Annotated in this window: 17 protein-coding genes; all 17 read right to left on the bottom strand. The window is 41.6% G+C overall.

Translation table 11 applies throughout. The features are described from left to right. Positions 1 to 60: 60 nt before the first annotated feature. On the bottom strand, positions 61 to 1287 hold the full coding sequence (locus tag ACFX4X_RS12135) for a M16 family metallopeptidase (protein WP_377383731.1): 1227 nt from the start codon (positions 1285 to 1287) through the stop codon (positions 61 to 63). A 46-nt stretch (positions 1288 to 1333) separates the two neighbouring features. Beyond that, positions 1334 to 2293, bottom strand: a complete 960-nt coding sequence (locus ACFX4X_RS12130; protein WP_061462450.1) for a polysaccharide deacetylase family protein — start codon at positions 2291 to 2293, stop codon at positions 1334 to 1336. Between the two features lie 157 nt (positions 2294 to 2450). After that, the gene (gene pnp, locus ACFX4X_RS12125; protein ID WP_377383727.1) at positions 2451 to 4568 is read right to left on the bottom strand and encodes a polyribonucleotide nucleotidyltransferase; all 2118 of its coding nucleotides are present in this window, start codon (positions 4566 to 4568) and stop codon (positions 2451 to 2453) included. A 321-nt stretch (positions 4569 to 4889) separates the two neighbouring features. Beyond that, positions 4890 to 5159 carry a 30S ribosomal protein S15 gene (gene rpsO, locus ACFX4X_RS12120; RefSeq protein ID WP_061462448.1) on the bottom strand — a complete coding sequence of 90 codons (270 nt, stop codon included), beginning with the start codon at positions 5157 to 5159 and terminating at the stop codon, positions 4890 to 4892. Between the two features lie 147 nt (positions 5160 to 5306). Next, the gene (gene ribF, locus ACFX4X_RS12115) at positions 5307 to 6257 is read right to left on the bottom strand and encodes a bifunctional riboflavin kinase/FAD synthetase (RefSeq protein WP_377383724.1); all 951 of its coding nucleotides are present in this window, start codon (positions 6255 to 6257) and stop codon (positions 5307 to 5309) included. A 33-nt stretch (positions 6258 to 6290) separates the two neighbouring features. Next, the gene (gene truB / locus ACFX4X_RS12110) at positions 6291 to 7211 is read right to left on the bottom strand and encodes a tRNA pseudouridine(55) synthase TruB (protein WP_377383721.1); all 921 of its coding nucleotides are present in this window, start codon (positions 7209 to 7211) and stop codon (positions 6291 to 6293) included. A 168-nt stretch (positions 7212 to 7379) separates the two neighbouring features. Further along, complete coding sequence (gene rbfA, locus ACFX4X_RS12105) at positions 7380 to 7748, bottom strand: 30S ribosome-binding factor RbfA (RefSeq protein ID WP_061462445.1); 369 nt, start codon at positions 7746 to 7748, stop codon at positions 7380 to 7382. Between the two features lie 17 nt (positions 7749 to 7765). Continuing rightward, entirely contained in the window at positions 7766 to 8047 is a 282-nt protein-coding gene (locus tag ACFX4X_RS12100) for a DUF503 domain-containing protein (protein WP_057913375.1), read from the bottom strand. Further along, entirely contained in the window at positions 8044 to 10200 is a 2157-nt protein-coding gene (gene infB / locus ACFX4X_RS12095) for a translation initiation factor IF-2 (RefSeq protein WP_061462444.1), read from the bottom strand. The genes ACFX4X_RS12100 and infB overlap by 4 nt, the downstream gene beginning before the upstream one ends. Positions 10201 to 10219: 19 nt before the next feature. After that, complete coding sequence (locus tag ACFX4X_RS12090; RefSeq protein WP_061144653.1) at positions 10220 to 10525, bottom strand: YlxQ family RNA-binding protein; 306 nt, start codon at positions 10523 to 10525, stop codon at positions 10220 to 10222. A gap of 4 nt (positions 10526 to 10529) precedes the next feature. Beyond that, positions 10530 to 10805: an RNase P modulator RnpM gene (rnpM, locus tag ACFX4X_RS12085; protein ID WP_061462443.1), complete on the bottom strand. Its 276-nt coding sequence runs from the start codon at positions 10803 to 10805 to the stop codon at positions 10530 to 10532. A gap of 17 nt (positions 10806 to 10822) precedes the next feature. Then, a complete protein-coding gene (nusA, locus tag ACFX4X_RS12080) occupies positions 10823 to 11953 on the bottom strand; it encodes a transcription termination factor NusA (protein ID WP_061462442.1) in 1131 nt (376 codons plus the stop codon). A 43-nt stretch (positions 11954 to 11996) separates the two neighbouring features. Next, on the bottom strand, positions 11997 to 12470 hold the full coding sequence (gene rimP, locus ACFX4X_RS12075) for a ribosome maturation factor RimP (RefSeq protein ID WP_061462441.1): 474 nt from the start codon (positions 12468 to 12470) through the stop codon (positions 11997 to 11999). 193 nt (positions 12471 to 12663) lie between these two features. Further along, positions 12664 to 16986, bottom strand: a complete 4323-nt coding sequence (locus ACFX4X_RS12070) for a PolC-type DNA polymerase III (RefSeq protein WP_284471258.1) — start codon at positions 16984 to 16986, stop codon at positions 12664 to 12666. Positions 16987 to 17150: 164 nt separating this feature from the next. Next, entirely contained in the window at positions 17151 to 18851 is a 1701-nt protein-coding gene (locus tag ACFX4X_RS12065; RefSeq protein WP_377383714.1) for a proline--tRNA ligase, read from the bottom strand. Positions 18852 to 19130: 279 nt separating this feature from the next. After that, complete coding sequence (gene rseP / locus ACFX4X_RS12060) at positions 19131 to 20399, bottom strand: RIP metalloprotease RseP (RefSeq protein ID WP_125161957.1); 1269 nt, start codon at positions 20397 to 20399, stop codon at positions 19131 to 19133. A 7-nt stretch (positions 20400 to 20406) separates the two neighbouring features. After that, positions 20407 to 21567, bottom strand: a complete 1161-nt coding sequence (dxr, locus tag ACFX4X_RS12055) for a 1-deoxy-D-xylulose-5-phosphate reductoisomerase (protein WP_061462437.1) — start codon at positions 21565 to 21567, stop codon at positions 20407 to 20409. Positions 21568 to 21585: the final 18 nt, after the last annotated feature.

The raw sequence follows: 21585 nt of genomic DNA, 5'->3' as shown, positions 1-21585 counted from the left end.
CCATTATAAAAAAAGCCTGACCTCCCATTAATAAAAGGGAAGGCGCAGGCTTGTTCGTTTTTATTTGTCCCAGTTTTCCAACGGGCTCACTAATGACAAGGAATGTTCCGTAAAGATCTGGTTTGCCAGTTCATTGACGGTATCCTCTGTCACCTCGTCAATTTTGATGATAATATCATCAAGGGAACGGTGCTCACCCAACATAAGTTCATTTTTTCCGTTTCGGCTCATCCGGCTATTCGTGCTTTCAAGGCTGAGCATCAAGCTTCCTTTAAGCTGTTCTTTACTATTTCGTAATTCCTTTTCTGTAATGCCATCCCTCTTTAATGTATCCAGTGTTTCCTGAATGGTTTCATATAGGCTGTCTAGTTGATTTGTGCCTGTCCCCCCATAAACTGTCACCAAACCGCTATCTTGATAGCTGGAATGATAGGAGTACACGGAATAGGCAAGGCCGCGTTGTTCCCTGACGTCCTGGAATAGGCGGCTACTCATGCTTCCTCCAAGAATATTATTCAAGGTAATTAAGCTGTATGTTTTATCATTGCCGATTTCCAATCCTTTGTAACCAAGGCATAAATGGGCTTGTTCCGTTTCTTTTTTACGGGTGATCCTATTTTGTTGAAAGGAAGGTTTCACCAACTCAAGACGATCTTCCCCACCTTGATACGACCCAAAGTAGCTTTCGACCTCTTGAATCAATTTTTCATCCACATTACCAGCAATTGAAACCACTACTTTATCAGGTGTATACATATCATGGACGTATTTTTTCAATGTATCACTATTGAATGTTTCAAGGGTATTTTCCGTCCCTAGTATTGGATAGCCCAGAGGATGATTTTCATAAACCGCCTTGCTTAAGAGGTCATGGACAATGTCATCCGGTGTGTCTTCGTACATTTTAATTTCTTCGTAGACTACATTTTTTTCTTTTTTCAATTCTTCCCCATCAAATGTTGAATTGAAGAACATATCGGCAAGTATTTCAAGCGCATAGCTTGCATGGTTATCCATTACTTTAGCATAATAGCATGTATACTCTTTTGAAGTGAATGCATTAACCTGTCCGCCAATACTATCGAACGACTCGGCAATTTCGCGCGCATTCCTCGTAGTTGTCCCTTTAAAGAACATATGCTCCAGGAAATGTGAAACCCCATTCAATTCAGGTGTTTCATTTCGTGAACCTGTTTTGATCCATACTCCAATTGCTGCTGAGCGTACTGTTGGAATATTTTCCAATACAATTCTAACTCCATTTTGACACGTGTATTTCTTAACCAACTAACATTCCTCCCAATCATTCTATGCTGCTATCGTAACCAAAACATTATGGATTCGATCGCTCTTCATCTACAGCTTCCGAAACGGTAACAACATCCAGGTCTTTCTTTTTTATTTCAATTATTAACGTTTCCAATGATTTTGCAGTAGATTCCGTCGGATGCATTAAAATAAATGCTCCTGGGTGTACCTTAGAAAGCACTCGTTGTTGTAGGACTTCAGGGCTTGGTTTTTGCCAGTCGATCGTATCCACACTCCACATGACCGTTTCCAGACCGAAAGAATCCGCGATTTTCACCGTTTCATCCCGGTAGCTGCCACTTGGTGGCGCGAACCATTTCATCTTCGAACCTGTCACCGCTTCAATGACTTCGTTCGTTTTTCGAATTTCCTCACGTGTAGCTTGTGCGGATATGTTTTTCATATCGGGATGTGAATAAGAATGATTTCCTATTTCATGCCCGCCACCCTTAATCATCTTGGCCAAATCTGGATTTTTCTTGGTCCAATTACCTTCAAGGAAAAAAGTGGCCTTGACATTATTCTCTTTCAGCACAGCCAACATATCTTGTAAGTATTCATTCCCCCAGGCCACATTGATTAAAAATGAAACCACCGGCTTTTTGGGATGGGCCCGGTAAATCGGAGCCGGATCCAGATCCTCTAAGTGTATCTTTGCAGGGACCTGCTGAAATACCAGCTTATCCTTATCGAACACACCCTCCTTCTTCATGGCTTTATACGAATCATCAATATTTACCTTCAGGCCATTATATGCAGGAATGGTTTTCCATACCGAATCTATTCGTGCATCCTCTGGTGCAATCTCATATTTTTTTGTTGATTCTTTTATTTGTAAAAGAAGCTCATCTTCTTGCTTCATTGAAGCAACTGAATGATCTGTTAATTGGGTCAAATAAATTTGTGTATATGGATTTTGCACTAATAACCATGATATACCTGCAATGGCACTTATCGCAACTATCTGCTTCCATTTATTATTCATTTTTTACGCCCCCTTCATACCAAAATGTATGAAGAAAACGGACAAGGTAGAACATGACATACTATTAATGCCATTCATGCTATGTATTATCCCAATGCTTTTTACAAAAAAAAGCATGCAGATTCACAAGGAATCGCATGCCGGAATTTCATTTCTATTACGATTGAGAAGGGTTAGCTGCCTCTTTTTGCTCTTTCAGGACCGCTTTACGGGAAAGGTTTACCCTTCCTTGCTTATCAATCTCAGTAACTTTAACCAATAACTCATCGCCAAGTGAAACGACATCTTCCACTTTTCCGACTCTTTCTTCAGCCAGTTCGGAAATATGCACCAAACCGTCTTTACCATTGAAGATTTCAACGAAAGCACCGAACTTTTCAATACGTTTCACTTTACCTAAGTATAGTTCGCCGACTACGACTTCACGTACGATATCCTCAATGATTTTCTTCGCTTTTTGAATCATTGGTTCATCTGTAGAAGATATGAATACCGTTCCATCTTGCTCGATGTCGATTTTCACGCCAGTTTCTTCAATGATTTTATTGATATGTTTTCCGCTCGGTCCAATGACATCACGGATTTTATCCGGATTTATAGACATTGTAACGATTTTAGGAGCATATTTGGATAACTGCTCACGCGGTTGATTGATTGTTGACATCATTGACTCCAAAATATGCATCCGGCCGTGTTTGGCTTGAAGTAAAGCTTCTTCAAGGATCTCTCTTGATAGACCTTCAATCTTAATGTCCATTTGTAGGGCAGTAACACCTTTTGAGGTACCTGCGACTTTAAAGTCCATATCTCCAAGATGATCTTCCATACCTTGAATATCGGTTAAGATTGTATAGTGCTCACCAGTTTTGACAAGGCCCATTGCAATACCGGCAACTGGAGCCTTCAATGGAACACCAGCATCCATCATTGCCAAAGTGCTTGCACAGATACTTGCTTGTGAAGTTGAACCGTTTGATTCAAGCACTTCTGAAACAAGTCTGATTGTATAAGGGAAGTCTTTATCGTTTGGAATGACAGGTTCCAATGCTCTTTCACCAAGTGCACCATGACCAATTTCACGGCGACCTGCTCCACGGATAGGACCAGTTTCACCAACACTGAAATGTGGGAAGTTATAGTGGTGCATGAAACGTTTTGACTCTTCGGTTCCAAGCCCATCCAGAATCTGCACATCACCAAGTGCACCTAAAGTACAGATGGATAGTGCTTGGGTTTGTCCGCGTGTGAACAATCCAGAACCATGTGTACGGGGCAGGATGGTAACTTCTGATGATAATGGTCTGATTTCGTCAGGATTACGGCCATCCGGACGCACTTTTTCTTCCGTAATTAAACGGCGTACTTCAGATTTGACCAATTTATTCAAGATTTCTTTGATTTGTTTTAATTTAGCTTCATCAGTCTCTTCTTCATAATGAGCCAATACACGATCTTTCACTACTTTAATCGCGTCTTCACGAGCATGTTTTTCCTGAACTTGTACAGCTTTGTTCAAGTCGGCTTCACATAGGCCTTTCACTTCTGCTTCCAGCTCTGCATCCACCTGATATAAAGCGATCTGCATTTTTTCCTTGCCGATTTCAGCAACGATTTTCTCTTGGAATGCAATGATTTTCTTGATTTCATCATGTCCAAACATGATTGCTTCAAGCATGGTTTCCTCTGGTACTTCATTAGCTCCGGCTTCAACCATGTTGATAGCATCTTTAGTACCGGCAACCGTCAAATTGATGTCACTTTTTGCAAGTTGGTCAACAGTAGGGTTAATCATGAATTCATTATTGATTCTTCCTACTACAACTCCAGCAATTGGCCCTTCGAATGGAATATCGGAAACTGAAAGTGCAAGGGATGATCCAAGCATCGCTGCCATTTCAGAAGAGCAATCTTGATCAACACTCATGACCATGCTGATGATCTGAACATCGTTCCTGAAGCCGTCAGCAAATAGCGGGCGGATTGGCCGATCAATTAAACGGCTTGCAAGAATTGCCCTTTCACTTGGTCGGCCTTCACGTTTGATGAAGCCACCTGGAATTTTGCCGACTGCATAAAGTCTTTCTTCGTAGTTGACTGTCAAAGGGAAGAAGTCGACATTTCTAGGCTCTTTCGAAGCTGTTGCTGTACTTAATACAGCAGTTTCTCCATAACGGACTAAAACTGCTCCGTTCGCTTGTTTGGCCAATTGCCCTATCTCTACCGTTACATTACGGCCGGCCCAGTCAAATGAATACGTATGTTTTTCCTGTCCCATTTATTAAACCCCTCTCTGAATCTTCACTTAAAGGCTTAGTTTACCTAAACCTGTATTGGATTAAATCATTTATATGTGAAAGTAACTGAACTCGAGTTAAAACCAAACTATTCCTATTATGCACGAAAAAAACAAGCATTAACAGTAAAATGAATAAAAATTTCATTCATTTGATTATGTATATCCTGATCATTTATAAATGGAAAAGGACCCGGCTCCTGCCGAGTCCCAAGGACGAAGGCTCAGCCTTTAAGTAGAACACGTCCAAATCATTTGATTAACATCAAAAAAGCGGGAAATTTCCCGCCTTCCTGAAAAAAATTATCTACGTAGACCTAATTTGTTAATTAGTGTACGGTAACGAGTAACGTCTGTGTTACGTAGGTAAGTTAAAAGATTACGACGTTTACCTACCATTTTAAGAAGACCGCGACGTGAATGGTGGTCCTTTTTATGTGTGCGTAAGTGACCGTTCAAGTTGTTGATTTCTTCTGTTAAAACTGCGATTTGAACTTCTGGAGACCCAGTGTCAGTATCGTGAGTTCTGAACTCAGCGATAAGTTCGTTTTTGCGTACTTGTGTAATTGCCATGTTATTATTCCTCCTAAAATTCTGTAAAATCACCTATTACCGAGCCAGCGTCGGAGTCTCGACTAGCCAAGCAATGGTTATTTTCATACATACAATAGAATACATGTTTTTCATTAAAATTGCAAGTCTTGTCTATTACTGCCCTTTTTAAGCTTTCAGTTTTGAAAAATAGGCTATTGCATTTTGCTTATCCGTTTCAATCTGAGCGACCAATGCTTCAAGTCCGGAAAATTTCTGCTCACTCCGAAGCCTTGTATGCCATTCAACCGAAACCTGATCGCCATAAATATCTCCTGAGAACTCCAAGGCATGGACCTCCACAGTAGGGTATTTAGGCTTTTCTTCGTGGAACGTAGGTTTGTAACCGACATTGCAAACTCCGCAATACCATTTACCGCTTATTTTGATCCTGACGGCATATACGCCTGCAGCAGGGAAGATATAATCGTCGCTTACTTCAATATTAGCGGTGGGGAATCCCAACTTCCTGCCCCGTTTTTCACCGTGGATTACATGCCCTTTCGTTAAAAAGCGCCGGCCAGCCAAATGATAAAAGTCGGAAAAGTTGCCATTACCGAGAGTTTCCCTGATTCTCGTCGAACTAACCTTTTCATCTTCAAGTGTCTGTTTTTCAACGACAGTCTGCGAAAACCTTCCTTGGGCGTAAACAGGCAAATCTTTCATTGACCCTTGACCATAGCGACCGTATGAATAATCAAAGCCTGCTACGACGTGACGGACATTCAGCCCGGCAATGTATTCGTCAACGAACCGTTCCGGCAGTACCGAAGCAAATTCCTTGCTGAAATGGACTATGAATAAATAATCTATCTCCATCGACTCTATGATATCCACCTTATCTTCAAGTGGAGTAATATAGCGGATATTTTCCGTTTTCCTCCCCAGTACTGCTGAAGGATGCGGGTCAAATGTCATGACTGCTGACTTAAGATTCATTTCATCGGCTTTTTGCTTGGCGGTTTGAATAACAATCTGATGACCTTTATGTATACCATCAAAAAATCCAAGCGCCATTACAAGCTCAGGAAAATCATCCGATTTAAATTGATGAGGATGCTCTATTGCGATCACTTTCACCTTTCAATCTCCTCTTTCCGACGGTAAAACGGTCTATAATTCTTGTGCCAATACTTTTACAGGTTTAATTAACCCCACTTTTGTCGGATGTATTTGATAAATGGCAATCGCCTTACCGGATGGGTCGACCATCACAAAAGGCTTACCTTTTTCAACAATGACATCCTCTGTTTGTTCCAATACCGCACCGTTAAGTACTTTCTTTGCTACTTTATCACTAATCTGAAATTTGGGCAAATGAAATAATCCCCGCTCCAAGGGCAACAGAAAACCATCAGTTCGTTCGGTTTCCATGAATGCTTCCACCTCAGCAAATGTAAAACAATCCTCTTGCTTAAAACCTGCTGATTCAATACGGGTTAAATCTGACATATGGGCAGGAAACCCCAATTCTTCACCCATCATGACTGCAAGTGTCCGAATATACGTACCTTTGCTGCACTTGACGCGAAAACGGAAAGAAATGGTTTCCCCTTTGAATTCAGAACGATCATCGAGAAGGATAATTTCATAGATGGAGACCTCCCTTGTCGGCCTCTCCACTTCTACTCCTGCACGAGCATATTCATATAACTTCTTCCCGTTTACCTTAACAGCCGAAAACATTGGCGGAGTCTGTTCAATTTTCCCAGTCAATGATTCGAGCATCTCTAGAATCCGTTCACGAGGAATCACTTGTTCAACCTTTTTCTCTTCCACTTTTTCACCGCTTGCGTCTTCAGTTGTCGTTGAAAAACCAAGGGTCACTTCCCCTTCATACGCTTTGCCGGCTTCTGTCAAATATTCAGCAATTTTAGTTGCCCTGCCAATACAAATAGGTAAAACCCCTGTTACATCGGGATCTAAAGTACCTGTATGCCCAACCTTTTTCGTCTTTAAAATCTTTCTTAATTTAAAAACACAATCATGGGATGTCAATCCCTTGGGTTTCCATAATGGAAGAATACCGTTCACGCTTTCACCTCATCATTTATAAAACACCTTAAACGGTTATCATGAAGCAAAATAAATTTCAATTCCGAAAGGTGTTTTTTGATTTTTAAATATTTCATTTTCAAAAAAAAGAGACCGACTTCAAGAAGTGCAAAGCACTTTTTGAGTCGGCCTCCTTTTACTGCTTGCTTATTCTTCGTCTTTTTCAGCCGGTTTGTCCTCTGAATTGATTTGGGAAATCAACGACTCGATACGATTACCATAATCAACTGATTCATCAAATTCAAAAAACAGCTCTGGGGTCTTGCGCAGGCGGATTCTTTGCCCAATTTCTGAACGCATGAATCCTTTTGCCTTTGCTAGGCCTTGCAGGGTTTTCTCCCGTTGTTCCTGGTCACCCAAAACGGAAATATAAACTGTTGCCTGCTGTAAATCGCCTGTAACCTCAACATCCGTCACAGTTACAAATCCGATTCTTGGATCTTTAATTTTTCGGCCGATAATTTCACTCAGCTCTTTTTTCATTTGTTCGCCAACACGATTTGAACGAAGGCTCATAATATCACCTCGATAGCCTAAAGCCAGTCTATATCTGTTATTGTTCGCTCTAGTTCCGGAAAAGAATCTAGAAATTTAAGGGCATTTTGAAGTTCCCGCTCTGTAGCCTTCCTTGAGGATGTTACGGTTACGATAGTAATCTTTGTCCGCTGCCATAAATCCTGAAAATCGGTCTCGGCTACAGAAATATTGAACTTCTGTTTAAGCCGTGTCATGACACGCTGAAGCACGGCCCGTTTTTCTTTCAAAGAATGGGTGTCATGAATGATGCATTCACATTGGACAGAGCCAACGATCATTTACGTTCAATCTCTTCCATTACATACGCTTCGATTACATCGCCTTCTTTAAGGTCGTTGTAATTTTTAATAGTAATACCGCACTCATAGTTTGTTGCCACTTCTTTTACATCATCTTTAAAACGTTTCAATGCATCAATTTCACCTTCGTAAATGACGACACCTTCACGAATTAAGCGAATACCGCTATCACGTGTAATTTTTCCTTCTGTGACATATGAACCGGCAATCGTACCTACTTTAGATACTTTGAAAGTAGTACGAACTTCAGCCTGACCGATAATTTTTTCTTCGAATTCAGGGTCAAGCATCCCTTTCATAGCCGACTCGATCTCTTCGATCGCTTTATAGATGATGCGGTGAAGGCGGACATCAACATTTTCTGATTCAGCTGCACGCTTTGCATTCACGTCAGGACGGACGTTAAATCCGATGACGATTGCATTGGAAGCTGTAGCAAGGATGATGTCAGACTCTGTAATTGCACCGACGCCAGTGTGAATGATTTTCACTTTAGCGCCTTCCACTTCTATTTTATTCAGGGAAGCGGCTACTGCTTCCGCAGAACCTTGAACATCCGCTTTTAGAATGATGTTCAATTCTTTAATTTCCCCTTCTTTCATTTGCTCGAACAATGTATCAAGCGTTACACGGGATTTTTCATTACGTTGTGAAGCAAGTTGTCTCTGTGCACGCACTTCCCCAACTTGACGGGCCGTTTTCTCATCTTCAAAGACGATGAAACGATCACCGGCTTGTGGTACTTCGTTCAATCCAGTGATTTCAACCGGTGTTGAAGGACCTGCATCCTTAACACGGCGTCCAAGATCGTTAAGCATAGCACGGACACGGCCGAATGTATTACCGATAACAATCGGATCTCCGACTTTCAACGTACCGTTTTGAACAAGCAAAGTAGCAACCGATCCGCGCCCTTTATCCAAACGCGCTTCGATAACCGTTCCATTTGCTTTACGAGATGGATTCGCTTTATACTCCTCCACTTCACTGACAAGAAGAATCATTTCAAGCAAGCTATCGATACCCTCACCGTTTTTAGCTGAAATTGGTACGAAAATTGTGTCTCCGCCCCAAGCTTCAGAAACTAAACCATGTTCAGTCAATTCTTGCATGACACGGTCCGGATTGGCAGCTTCTTTATCCATTTTATTGACAGCGACGATTATTGGTACTTCTGCCGCTTTAGCATGGTTAATCGCTTCAATCGTTTGAGGCATAACACCATCATCCGCCGCAACAACCAGGATCGTGATATCAGTAACTTGTGCACCGCGGGCACGCATTGTTGTAAAAGCAGCATGGCCTGGTGTATCTAGGAATGTTATTTTCTTATCGTTTACTTTAACTTGATAAGCACCGATATGCTGAGTTATTCCGCCTGCTTCGCCTTCTGTAACTTTTGTATGGCGTATAGAATCAAGCAATGTCGTTTTACCATGGTCAACGTGCCCCATGATCGTTACGACAGCCGGACGTTCAATCAAATCTTCAGAAGCGTCTTCAGTGACTAGTGACTCAAGGTCGGTCAGGTCAACACGAATCTCTTCTTCGGCCACTACACCGTATTCTGTACAAATCAATTCAATTGCATCTTTATCCAAAGTTTGGTTGATTGTAGCCATAACACCAAGCATAAAGAGCTTTTTAATGATTTCAGAAGGTTCACGATGAAGTTTTTTACCAAGTTCCATAACGGTCAAAGACTCATAAAACGTAATTTTCTCTGGAAGTTCTCTTTCCTTACGCTTTGTAACGGGAGCCTGTGGGGCTTGTTGTCTTTGTTTATTATTTTTATTCTTATTATTGCGACCCCTGTTAAACTGCCCCGTTGGTTTTTTCGTACCTACAGGTTTAACTGGTGGTTTCTTCTTCAGTTTTTCTTTATTAACTGTGCTCTTTTCATCCGCTTCAGCTTCGTACTTCGCAACCGTAGCGTTTGCCTTTGGTTCAGCAGCTTGGCTTTTATCTTCGTTTTTAGGTTTAATTGAATCGTTTAATTTATTTACAGTTGAATCGTCTAATGCTGTCATATGGTTTGTTACCTCTATATTCATTTCTTTAAGTTTATTTATTACATCCTTGCTTGAAACGTTCTTTTGTTTTGCATATTCATATACACGCAATTTTGTCATACGTTCACCCCCGTAAAATTTAATCGAGCAGCGTTCGGAGTTTTTGTGCAAAACCTTCATCCAGAACTGCGACGGCAACTCTAGCATCCTTACCTATCGCATGGCCGAGCATAGACCTGCTTTCGACTCTTTTTAAAGGAACCTGATAAAATGCGCACTTATCAGATATTTTTTTTTCAGTGTTTTTTGAAGCGTCCGCGGATAAAATAACAACTTTGGCATTACCGCTTCTAATCTCTTTAACCACTAATTCTTCACCCGAAATTAGCTTGCGTGCCCGATTGGCCAAACCTAATAGAGACATCCATTGTTGTTGTTGGGTCATGGTGTTAGTTTTTCTCCTTATTCACTAATTCAAGCAATTGTTCATAAAGGGAAGAATCGATTTGGGTACTAAGGTGATTAGCCAGCACGTTTTTCTTTTTGGCCAGCTCGATAACATCCCGATCAAGAGTCAAATAAGCTCCCCTTCCCGATTTCTTTCCGGTCGGATCAAGGCTGACTTCCCCTTCTTTAGATCGAACGATGCGAATGAGTTCTTTCTTCGGCTTCATTTCACCTGTAGCCACACATTTACGCATCGGGATTTTTTTTCGGCTATTCATCTTTTTTCACCTCTGAATTACTCGTTATCCTCTTCGAAATCTGTTTCCTCTTCATTAACATAACTATCTCTGCTCAAAAGGAATTCCTGTTCTTCCACAGGATAAATTCCAGCTTCGCGGGCTTCCGTTTCACTCTTGATATCAATTTTCCAGCCTGTAAGTTTGGCAGCTAAACGGGCATTTTGTCCGCGCTTACCAATTGCCAGGGAAAGTTGATAATCCGGAACGATCACAGTCGTCGCCTTTTCCTCTTCTTTTACGATAACTTCAAGTACTTTTGAAGGGCTTAAAGCATTCGCAACGAAAATGACCGGATTCTCCGACCATTTAACGATATCGATTTTTTCACCCTTCAACTCATTGACGATGGCCTGAACACGTTGTCCTTTTTGGCCTACACATGAACCGACAGGATCGACTTCTTCGTTATCTGAGTGCACGGAGATTTTTGAACGGTCGCCTGCTTCGCGGGCAACTGACTTAATTTCTACTGTTCCATCAAAAATTTCAGGCACTTCGATTTCGAATAAACGTTTTAAAAGGCCAGGATGTGAACGGGATACAAAAATTTGCGGGCCCTTAGAAGTTTTTTCAACTTTAGTGATGAAAACTTTAATGCGATCATGAGGTTTATACTGTTCATTCGGCATTTGCTCATTCACCGGGAGCAAAGCTTCGATTTTACCTAGGCTCACATAGATGAATCGTGAATCTTGGCGTTGAACGATGCCAGTCATGATATCCTCTTCCCGATCAATGAATTCGGCATAAATGATGCCTCGTTCTGCTTCACGCACTCTTTGAGTAACGACTTGTTTAGCAGTTTGTGCAGCAATACGGCCGAAATCCTTTGGTGTTACTTCCATTTCGACAATATCCTCTAACTGGTAGTTGGGGTCAATTGCTCTTGCTTCTTCAACAGAAATTTCCAGACGTGAATCGAATACTTCGTCAACAACGTCTTTTCTGGCAAATACACGCATAGTTCCTTTACCAAGATTCAAGTCGATACGTACATTTTGTGCTTGGTTAAAGTTACGGCGATATGCCGATATAAGAGCAGCCTCAATCGCGTCGATCAAAACTTCCCTGGAAATTCCTTTTTCGTTTTCTAAAATATAGAGAGCATCCAATAACTCATTGCCCATGGTGATCCCCCTTACGGATATTTAAATTAATGATTTGCTTGACTTAAGAGAAGGTAATCGCCAATCTTGCTTTGGCCACCTTTTCAAATGGTATGACGATGGTTTTCTTTCTTGTCTTGATTCTGACTTCGAGTGTCACTTCTTTACCATCGAAACTGGTTAAGATTCCTTCGAATTCTTTTTCATCTAAAATGGGCTCGTATGTTTTTATGTAAACATTTTTACCGATAGCTTTAAGGAAATCCTTCTCTTTTTTCAGAGGCCTTTCAGCTCCGGGAGATGAAACTTCGAGAAAATAATTTTGTGGAATCGGATCAACCTCATCAAGCTTTTCACTGAGTTTTTCACTCACATTTCCGCAATCTTCAATATCTACGCCTGTTTCTTTATCAATGTACACTCGAAGGAACCAGCTTTTACCTTCCTTCACATACTCCACTTCGACTAATTCAAGCTGCAATTCTTCAAGAATTGGTAATGCAAATTCCTCTACAACTTCCGTTACCTTTTTACTCATTTGTTTCCTCCATACGTGCGTTGTATGCGCTTGGTTTCGGATTCAAAATTAAATGGTCAATACAACACGAAAGAGTGGGTTTCCCCACTCTTGCCATTGGTTCCTCTTAGTATTTCCAATAAAAATATACCATAATCAAGATATTTATGCAAATACCATGTCTGTTTCTTCCTTTTTGACAACAGTTTCCTCTTTAAAATAATGATAACTGATTTTGTTCAGGCAATGACTCCAGACAGCCTTGTTTATCCAGGTATTCAAGGATGGTCTTCGAAACCTTCCCCCGTTGTTGTAGGTCTTCTTTCGAGAGGAATTCACCATTCTTGCGTGCGTTGACGATATTGATGGCGGCATTCGTTCCAAGACCAGGTATTGAATTGAAAGGCGGTATCAAAGAATTTCCTTCAATTAAGAATTGATCAGCACTTGATTTGTACAAATCCACTTTAGCGAACGCATACCCGCGTTCACACATTTCCAAAGCTAGTTCAATAACCGTCAATGTATTCTTTTCCTTTGTGGATGCATCTAATCCCTTTACGGTAATTTCTTCCATTTTGGTTTTTATTGCTTGTGGCCCCCGTGTCATGGCATCGATTTCAAAATCATCGGCACGCACTGTGAAATAGGCTGCATAATACAATAAAGGCAGATGCACTTTAAAATAGGCTATCCGGACAGCCATTAAGACGTATGCTGCAGCATGGGCTTTCGGGAACATGTATTTAATCTTCTTACATGAATCGATGTACCATTCCGGCACCTCATTTTTCCTCATTTCCTCTTCAAACTCCTCCGAGAGCCCTTTCCCTTTACGTACAGATTCCATAATTTTGAACGCCAGGGATGGATCGAGTCCTTGATAAATCAGATAAACCATAATATCATCACGACAGCCTATAACCTCACTTAGTGTGCATATCCGGTTGTGGATCAGTTCCTGTGCATTGCTCAGCCACACATCGGTACCATGAGAAAGCCCTGAGATCTGAACAAGCTCAGAAAATGTCGTAGGTTTCGTATCTTCAAGCATCTGCCGGACGAAACGCGTTCCAAATTCGGGAATGCCGAGTGTACCCGTTTTACACATGATCTGTTCTTCTGTAACTCCTAAAGATTCGGTACTGCTGAATATTTTCATTACTTCAGGATCATCTGTGGGAACGGTCTTTGGATCGATGCCGCTTAAGTCTTGAAGCATCCGGATCACAGTCGGATCATCATGTCCAAGGATATCTAGTTTCAAAATATTATCGTGAATGGAATGGAAATCAAAGTGAGTTGTTTTCCATTCGGAATTCCTGTCATCTGCAGGGAATTGAATAGGTGTGAAATCATAAATATCCATATAATCAGGAACAACGATGATTCCGCCTGGATGCTGTCCTGTCGTCCGTTTCACCCCAGTACAACCGGCAACAAGTCGATCAGTCTCAGCTCCGCGCATATGGATGTTATTATCAGCGGAATACCCTTTTACATATCCATAGGCCGTTTTTTCAGCGACAGTACCAATCGTTCCCGCACGATATACATATTCTTCACCGAATAAGACTTTAGTGTAGTTATGGGCCTTTGGCTGATATTCACCAGAGAAGTTCAAATCGATATCAGGAACCTTATCTCCTTTAAATCCAAGGAAGGTTTCAAACGGGATATCATGCCCGTCTTTTGTATAAGCTATGCCACATTCGGGACAGTCCTTATCTGGGAGGTCAAACCCCGAACCTACAGAACCGTCATTGAAGAATTCGGATTTCTTGCACTCCGGACATACATAATGTGGCGGAAGAGGATTTACCTCCGTAATTTCAGTCATCGTGGCAACGAAAGATGATCCAACCGATCCCCTTGAGCCAACGAGATAACCATCATTCAATGATTTTTTTACTAGTTTATGAGAAATTAAATAAATAACGGCAAAACCATGGCCAATGATGCTTTTCAATTCTTTCTCAAGACGGGCTTCCACGATTTCCGGCAGGTTCTCTCCATAGATCTTCCTTGCCATGCCATAACTCATCTCACGCATCTCTTCTTCGGCACCTTCAATTTTAGGTGTATATAGCTCATCCTTGATTGGCTTGATTTCATCAATCATATCAGCGATTTTATTGGTGTTGGTTACCACGACCTCTTTGGCTTTCTCTGAACCAAGGAAGGAAAATTCCCGTAGCATTTCATCAGTTGTCCGAAAATGTACGTCAGGAAGCTTATGACGATTCAGCGGGTTTGCTCCACCTTGTGAATTTACAAGGATTTTCCGGTAAATTTTATCATTCGGATCCAAATAATGTACATTTCCCGTCGCTACGACTGGCTTATCCAATTTTTCACCAAGCTTGACGATATTGGAGATGATCGTTTCTAACGATTTATCATCCCGGACATATTCAAGATCAATCAGATGCTGATATACTTCCTTCGGATGAATTTCAAGATAATCGTAGAATTCTGCGATTTCGACGACTTCCTCAAACCCCTTCTGCATCATCCCTTCAAAAACTTCCCCTTTATCGCATCCCGATCCGACCAAAATTCCTTCACGATACTTTTTAAGTTGTGAACGCGGTATCCGGGGAACACGATAAAAATAATCGATGTGCGATATTGAAATTAACTTGAAAAGGTTTTTTAAGCCAGCCTGTGTTTGCGCGATCAACGTACAATGGGATGGCCGGGAACGCTGATAAGCGTTTCCTTTACCCATATTGTCATTAAGCTGATCATGATGGGTAATCTCTTTTTCCATTGCATCCTTCAGCATCTTCAGCATAAGGTAACCTGTAGCTTCGGCATCATAAATGGCCCTATGATGCTGGGTCAAATCAATATCGAACTTTTTACATAATGTATTTAACCGGTGGTTTTTAAACTCCGGATATAAGAAACGGCCAAGTTCCAATGTATCAAGAACAGGATTGGAAGCTTTAGGATATCCCATGTTTTTATAACCTATATTCAAAAAGCCCATATCGAAGGCTGCGTTGTGGGCAACAAGGATCGCATCGCCTGCCCAGTTCTTGAACTTTTCTAGTACTTCCGAGACTTCTGGAGCATTTTCCACGAGATCATCAGTGATTCCAGTCAAGTCTATCGTCGTATTGGATAATGGGTGATGCGGATTCGCAAATGACTCAAATCTATCAATGATGTCCCCGTCACGAATTTTCACTGCAGCAAATTCAATGATCGTATCATAAACAGCTGACAGACCAGTCGTCTCTACGTCAAACACAACGTAGGTGGCATCTGCCAAAGGAATATGCGCCTCATTATAAACAATGGGCACCCCATCATTCACAAGGTTCACTTCGACGCCATAAAGGATTTTAATACCATTCTTTTTCCCGGCACTATAAGCTTCAGGGAATGATTGTGCACCTGCGTGATCCGTAATGGCAACAGCCTTATGCCCCCACTTGGCAGCCTGGGCAACAAGAGCAGAAGTAGGCGTCACTGCATCCATCTGGCTCATCGGGGTATGCATATGCAGTTCTACACGCTTTTCACCTTCAGGTGCCTTATCCTGCCGTCCTTGTTTAGAAATTTCATTTATATCATTTGCGATCATTACCAGGTCACGTACGAATGTATCATTTTGGATACTGCCTTGGGCACGTACCCACATCCCTTTTTTCACTCGGGCAAGTATGGCAGCATCCTCTTTATCACGCGAAAACATTTTGACTAATATTGAGCTTGTATAATCCGTGACTTTAAATGTCAAGAGGCTCCGTCCGCTGCGTAACTCACGGACTTCTGCATCAAAAACGAATCCTTCGACAGCAATCCTGCGTTCTTCATCGATAATCTGTTCGATTCTGCGGAAATCCGCATCTTCTTTAATCGTATAGCCAATTTTAACCGGTCCTTCGTAGACGCCTTCGTCGCCGCCTTTTTCCGATTCTTTTTTCTGCATTTCCACTAAGGCAGCAAGTCCCTTTTCCGCGTCTTCCTTTTGTTTCTCTTCTAAAAACTTCTGGTAATCAGGATTCGAAACCGTTTCCTTCACTTCCGCTTCCAGAGTCAACGGGGGAAAACCGAAAGTTTGGTAGATATTCGAAATGATGCCGGAGTACTTACGTTTCAATTGGCCAGCCTCCGTATCATTCCGGGCGCTTACGATAAGTTTATATCCATTCACTGCGGGCTCTTGTTCCTTCAGAAGTGACAACAGGGCTGGAGACATTCCTTCAAGCTCGCCAATGCAGTTTTTCCAATATTCTTTTACCAATTGTTCCGTCACTTGCGGATTGGCCACATTTAAGTTGAACGTTACCTTCGCAATATGGGAAAACGTACTTGCTAGTTGAGTAGCAAGTCTTGTATGAACACTGCAAGGAATTAATGCAGGTATATTAAAGGCAAAATGCCATTTTTTGGACTCCCTCTCGATTGAGAGTTTATCAATTTCGGCACCTATGAAATAATTCACAAAGGCATCCTCAGTCAAGTCCATTTGCTGGAGCAAGAGTTGAAATCTCTCTCTACCGCTATTTGGATTTTGATCCATTTCCTCTCTCCCCTATCTACTATCTCTAAGATATTATTCATTATCATTTTCACTATGATATCAGAGGCTATTATAACATATCACGAGTGTTTCACTAGTATCTAAATCCATGAAAAAAAAGGCATCATCCAATTGAATGATGCCTAATTCCCCAATTTTTAAAATTACCCAAGTATTTCTTGAAGCTTTTGAATAAGTTCAGCTCTTTCTATTTCAAGAACCTCACCCGTTTTACGGATTTTCACTTCGACGATTCCCTCGGATGCCTTTTTACCGACCGTCACCCTGACAGGAAGACCGATCAGGTCAGAGTCGGCAAATTTTACGCCAGCACGTTCTTGACGATCATCCATAAGAACATCCATGCCTTGTGCCTTTAGATCATTATACAAATCTTCTGCCAGGACAGCCTGAGCCTCATCCTTCATATTGATTGGAATCAAATGGACTTGGTATGGTGCCAAATTCGCTGGCCAGACCAATCCTTTTTCATCGTTGAATTGTTCAGCTACAGCTGCAAGCGTGCGTGAAACACCAATTCCATAACAGCCCATTATCATAGGCTGAGACCGTCCATTCTCATCTAGGAATGTTGCATTCATAGCTTCGGAATATTTTGTTCCCAGCTTGAATACGTGGCCTACCTCAATTCCTTTGGCAAATTTAATTTTTCCGTTCCCGTCCGGTGATGGGTCACCCTCTTGAATGAAACGAAGGTCTATAAAATTGTCCACGTTAAAATCACGAGTGGGATTTACGTTCATATAATGATGGTCTTCTTCATTTGCACCACAGATTCCATTAACCATTGCTTCTACGGCAACATCGGCTATCACTTCCACTTCAGAAGTGACATTGATTGGTCCAAGGGATCCAATAGCACATCCTAAGACTTCTTTCGTTTCATTCGGATCGACCAATTCAACGATTGAAGCGTTATAGAAATTCTTCAGCTTGATATCATTGACTTCATGATCCCCTCGTACCAATACAAGCACATACTTTTCATCCACTTTAAATAATAGCGATTTGATTAGTTTCTCTGCATCTGTATTTAAGAATGAAGTCACGTCTTCAATAGATTTTTGGCCAGGTGTATGAATTTTTTCAAGTGCAATTTGTGCTTCGGAACTTTTTTCATATTTTACACTCACCGGTGCCATTTCAATATTCGCTGCATATTCGGAAGTATCAGAATAGGCGATGGTATCTTCCCCTATTTCGGATAGGACCATGAATTCGTGTGTATCCTTTCCGCCCATCGCCCCAGAATCAGCAATGACGGCACGGAAGTCCAACCCACAACGGCTAAATATATTTGAATATGCCGAATATATATTTTTATAAACAGCATCCAGGCTTTCTTGATTGGCATGGAAAGAATAAGCGTCCTTCATGATGAACTCACGTCCACGCAACAATCCGAAACGCGGTCTTTTTTCATCACGGAATTTGGTTTGGATTTGGTAAACCGTTAAAGGAAGACGCTTGTATGATTTCACCTCATCACGAACTAAGCTGGTTATCACTTCTTCATGTGTGGCACCTAGCGCAAATTCACGGTTATTGCGGTCCTTAAGGCGCATCAACTCTGGACCATAGGTATACCAGCGTCCAGATTCCTGCCAGAATTCAGCTTGTTGTAAAGCAGGCATCAATAATTCTACTGCACCAGCATTCTCCAACTCTTCCCGGACGATCGCTTCAACCTTTTGAAGCACCTTTTTTCCAAGCGGCATAAAACTGTAAACCCCGCTGGAGTTTTGTCTCATAAATCCTGCACGTAATAGAAGCTGATGACTTTTGATTTCAGCATCTGCAGGCACTTCTCTCAATGTAGGGATTAACGTCATACTTTGTTTCATATCTGCACCTCTTCAATATTTCCTTTAAATTAAACTGCGGCTGCGGTAAAAATTCATACTGCAGCATGAATACGGTCATATCATACAAAAAAGTCTTTCTGCGCTATTCAGAAAAGCTAATTTAATATACTCATTCTCGATTATACTTACGATTTCCTTAGAAAACAAACTATTTCCCTAAAACGGTTAAAAAACTAGGAAATGACTATTCCTTCTTGGAGATAAGAAAACAGCCAACAGAAAAATCTGCTGGCCTGTTTTACCTTATCCAAACATGTCTTATAAGAAGAACCGCTGAATGTCATTCCATGTAACGACTATCATCAATAACATCAGCAAAGCAAAGCCGATGAAGTGAACCATTCCTTCTTTTTGGCGATCGATCGGTTTTCCTCTTAAGAATTCGACAACAAAGAATAACAGTCTTCCTCCATCCAATGCCGGTAGCGGCAGCAAGTTCATGATTCCCAAGTTAATGCTCAGCAGCCCTGCCCATTTCATTAACGTGAATAAACCTTGTTTCGCTACTTCTTCAGTTGATTTATATATTCCTACAGGACCGGATAGGCTGTCAATCGTAAATCCACCTGTTACGAGGTCACCAAGGATGATGAAAATTTGTTTTGTCCAAAAATATGTTTCCGTAAAACCGTATTGTATAGCTTTAATCGGTGCTTTTTCAACTGGAGGGTAAACTCCGATAATCCCAATTTTCTTACCTTCCCTCTCCACTTCTTGTGGAATGACCGGCACTTCTAACGTTTTCCCGTCCCTGTCCACGACAAACTCGATCTCTTGCCCAGGGTTCTTTTGAATGCTTTCCTGAACATCTTCCCAAGATGAGACTTCCGTCCCTTCTATGGATTGAATGACATCACCAGATTTTAACCCGGCATTAACAGCCGAACCGTCTGCAGTCAGCTCACCAAGTTTCGCTTCATCCACCACGACCCCTTGAAACAGGCCGATCAACACAAAAATGACAAAAGCCAAAACAAAGTTCATTGCTGGTCCAGCTACTATCGTCAGGAAGCGATGCCCAAGCGACTTTGAAGCAAATTGCCGGTCATATGGAGCAATCTGGTTCTCTACACCATTTTCAACGATTACCGCTTCTTCATGAATGGTAAACGTTTTTAGATTATCTTCCTCACCTTCTTCATAACCAGTAAGGATAAGCTTATGATCAAGGTCGATCACTTCAACTTCCACAAGACGAATATCAGGATATTTATCTTTATTGTTCAAAATGATTTTTGTAACATTCTCTTCATTATCAAACATCAATCCTACTCGATAGCCGGGCTTCAATTCTATATTTTCTGCATCTTCACCAGCCATACGTACATACCCGCCCAGCGGAAGCAATCGAATGGTATAAACGGTTTCCTTCTTTTTATATGTGAATACTTTTGGGCCGAAACCGATTGCGAACTCACGGCATAAAATTCCGGCACGCTTTGCAAACACTAAGTGTCCAAGCTCATGGAAAAATACAAGAGCGCCAAAAATGATGATGAACGCTATAATCGTTTCTAAAGTCTGCATGTTCCGGTCACCTATCTTTCACTAAGGATTCTATATACTGCCTTGTCATATTATCCACTTCCTGAATCGTTTCTAAATCCGGAAGGGCCATCACGGAATGCTGATTCAGCGCTCTTTCAATTAACGTTTCAATTTCAAGGAAGGATACCTTTCCAGATAAGAAAGCAGCGACTGCCGCTTCATTGGCGGCATTCAGCACGGTAGTCATCGTTCCGCCCATTTTACCCGCTTTATAGGCGAATTGCAAACAAGGATATCTCGTGAAATCCATATCGCTAAAATGCAGTTTGCCTGCTTCAGCCAAATTCAGGCGCTTGCGTCCTGCCAACGGAATACGGTCCGGATAAGTAAGTGCATATTGAATCGGCACTCGCATATCCGGTGTTCCCAGTTGTGCAATCACGCTGGAGTCATGAAACTCAACCATGGAATGGATGATACTCTCCTTATGTAGCAATACATCAATTTTATCGTATGGAAGATCAAATAGCCAGTGGGCCTCAATCACTTCCAAACCCTTATTCATCATTGATGCTGAATCAATCGTGATTTTAGCTCCCATTGACCAGTTCGGATGGTTCAATGCCTCTTCCACCGTTACATCCTTCAATTCTTCCCTGGTCCGATCGCGAAAACTGCCACCTGAAGCAGTAATGACAAGACGTTCTATATTTTTTTCCTTTTCACCCTGCAATGCCTGAAAAATAGCGGAATGCTCGCTGTCAACCGGCAGCAAACGAACCCCCGCTTTTTTAGCTTCACTTATGACCAAATGACCTGCCGTTACCAAAGTCTCCTTGTTGGCGATAGCAATATCTTTTTTAGCCTTTATCGCTTGAAGCGTCGGATAAAGGCCCACGCTTCCGATGACGGCATTGACCAATATTGTCGCCTGATCATATACAGCAACAGCAGACAGTCCCTCATCGCCATACATGAACTCGATATCTTTGCGGCTGAAGAATTCACTTTTCAAAACATGATAATCTTCTTCCGTCTGGACCGAAACTAGTTTCGGTTCAAACTCTTGTATATAAGTCCTGACCAATTCTATATTCTTTCCAGCAGAAAGAGCCACTATCTTGAATTGGTCAGGATGTGACCTCACCACATCCGCTGTTTGTTGACCAATCGAACCTGTCGCGCCCAAAAGACTGATGTTTTTCAAATTGCTCATCTCCTAATT

Source organism: Peribacillus sp. YIM B13481, from assembly GCF_042787985.1.
GTDB lineage: Bacteria > Bacillota > Bacilli > Bacillales > DSM-1321 > Peribacillus > Peribacillus simplex_A.
Note: the sequence above shows the minus strand (reverse complement) of the source record. Positions and strands in the feature narration are given on the sequence as shown.

Excerpts from the sequence above, each read along its gene's own strand:
- rnpM (WP_061462443.1), bottom strand. The coding sequence starts at position 10,805 with ATGAATAGCCGAAAAAAAATCCCGATGCGTAAATGTGTGGCTACAGGT.
- ACFX4X_RS12070 (WP_284471258.1), bottom strand. The coding sequence starts at position 16,986 with ATGGATCAAAATCCAAATAGCGGTAGAGAGAGATTTCAACTCTTGCTC.
- rpsO (WP_061462448.1), bottom strand. The coding sequence starts at position 5,159 with ATGGCAATTACACAAGTACGCAAAAACGAACTTATCGCTGAGTTCAGA.
- ACFX4X_RS12090 (WP_061144653.1), bottom strand. The coding sequence starts at position 10,525 with ATGACCCAACAACAACAATGGATGTCTCTATTAGGTTTGGCCAATCGG.
- ACFX4X_RS12100 (WP_057913375.1), bottom strand. The coding sequence starts at position 8,047 with ATGATCGTTGGCTCTGTCCAATGTGAATGCATCATTCATGACACCCAT.
- infB (WP_061462444.1), bottom strand. The coding sequence starts at position 10,200 with ATGACAAAATTGCGTGTATATGAATATGCAAAACAAAAGAACGTTTCA.
- rbfA (WP_061462445.1), bottom strand. The coding sequence starts at position 7,748 with ATGAGCCTTCGTTCAAATCGTGTTGGCGAACAAATGAAAAAAGAGCTG.
- rseP (WP_125161957.1), bottom strand. The coding sequence starts at position 20,399 with ATGCAGACTTTAGAAACGATTATAGCGTTCATCATCATTTTTGGCGCT.
- rimP (WP_061462441.1), bottom strand. The coding sequence starts at position 12,470 with ATGAGTAAAAAGGTAACGGAAGTTGTAGAGGAATTTGCATTACCAATT.
- pnp (WP_377383727.1), bottom strand. The coding sequence starts at position 4,568 with ATGGGACAGGAAAAACATACGTATTCATTTGACTGGGCCGGCCGTAAT.
- ACFX4X_RS12065 (WP_377383714.1), bottom strand. The coding sequence starts at position 18,851 with ATGAAACAAAGTATGACGTTAATCCCTACATTGAGAGAAGTGCCTGCA.
- nusA (WP_061462442.1), bottom strand. The coding sequence starts at position 11,953 with ATGGGCAATGAGTTATTGGATGCTCTCTATATTTTAGAAAACGAAAAA.
- ACFX4X_RS12130 (WP_061462450.1), bottom strand. The coding sequence starts at position 2,293 with ATGAATAATAAATGGAAGCAGATAGTTGCGATAAGTGCCATTGCAGGT.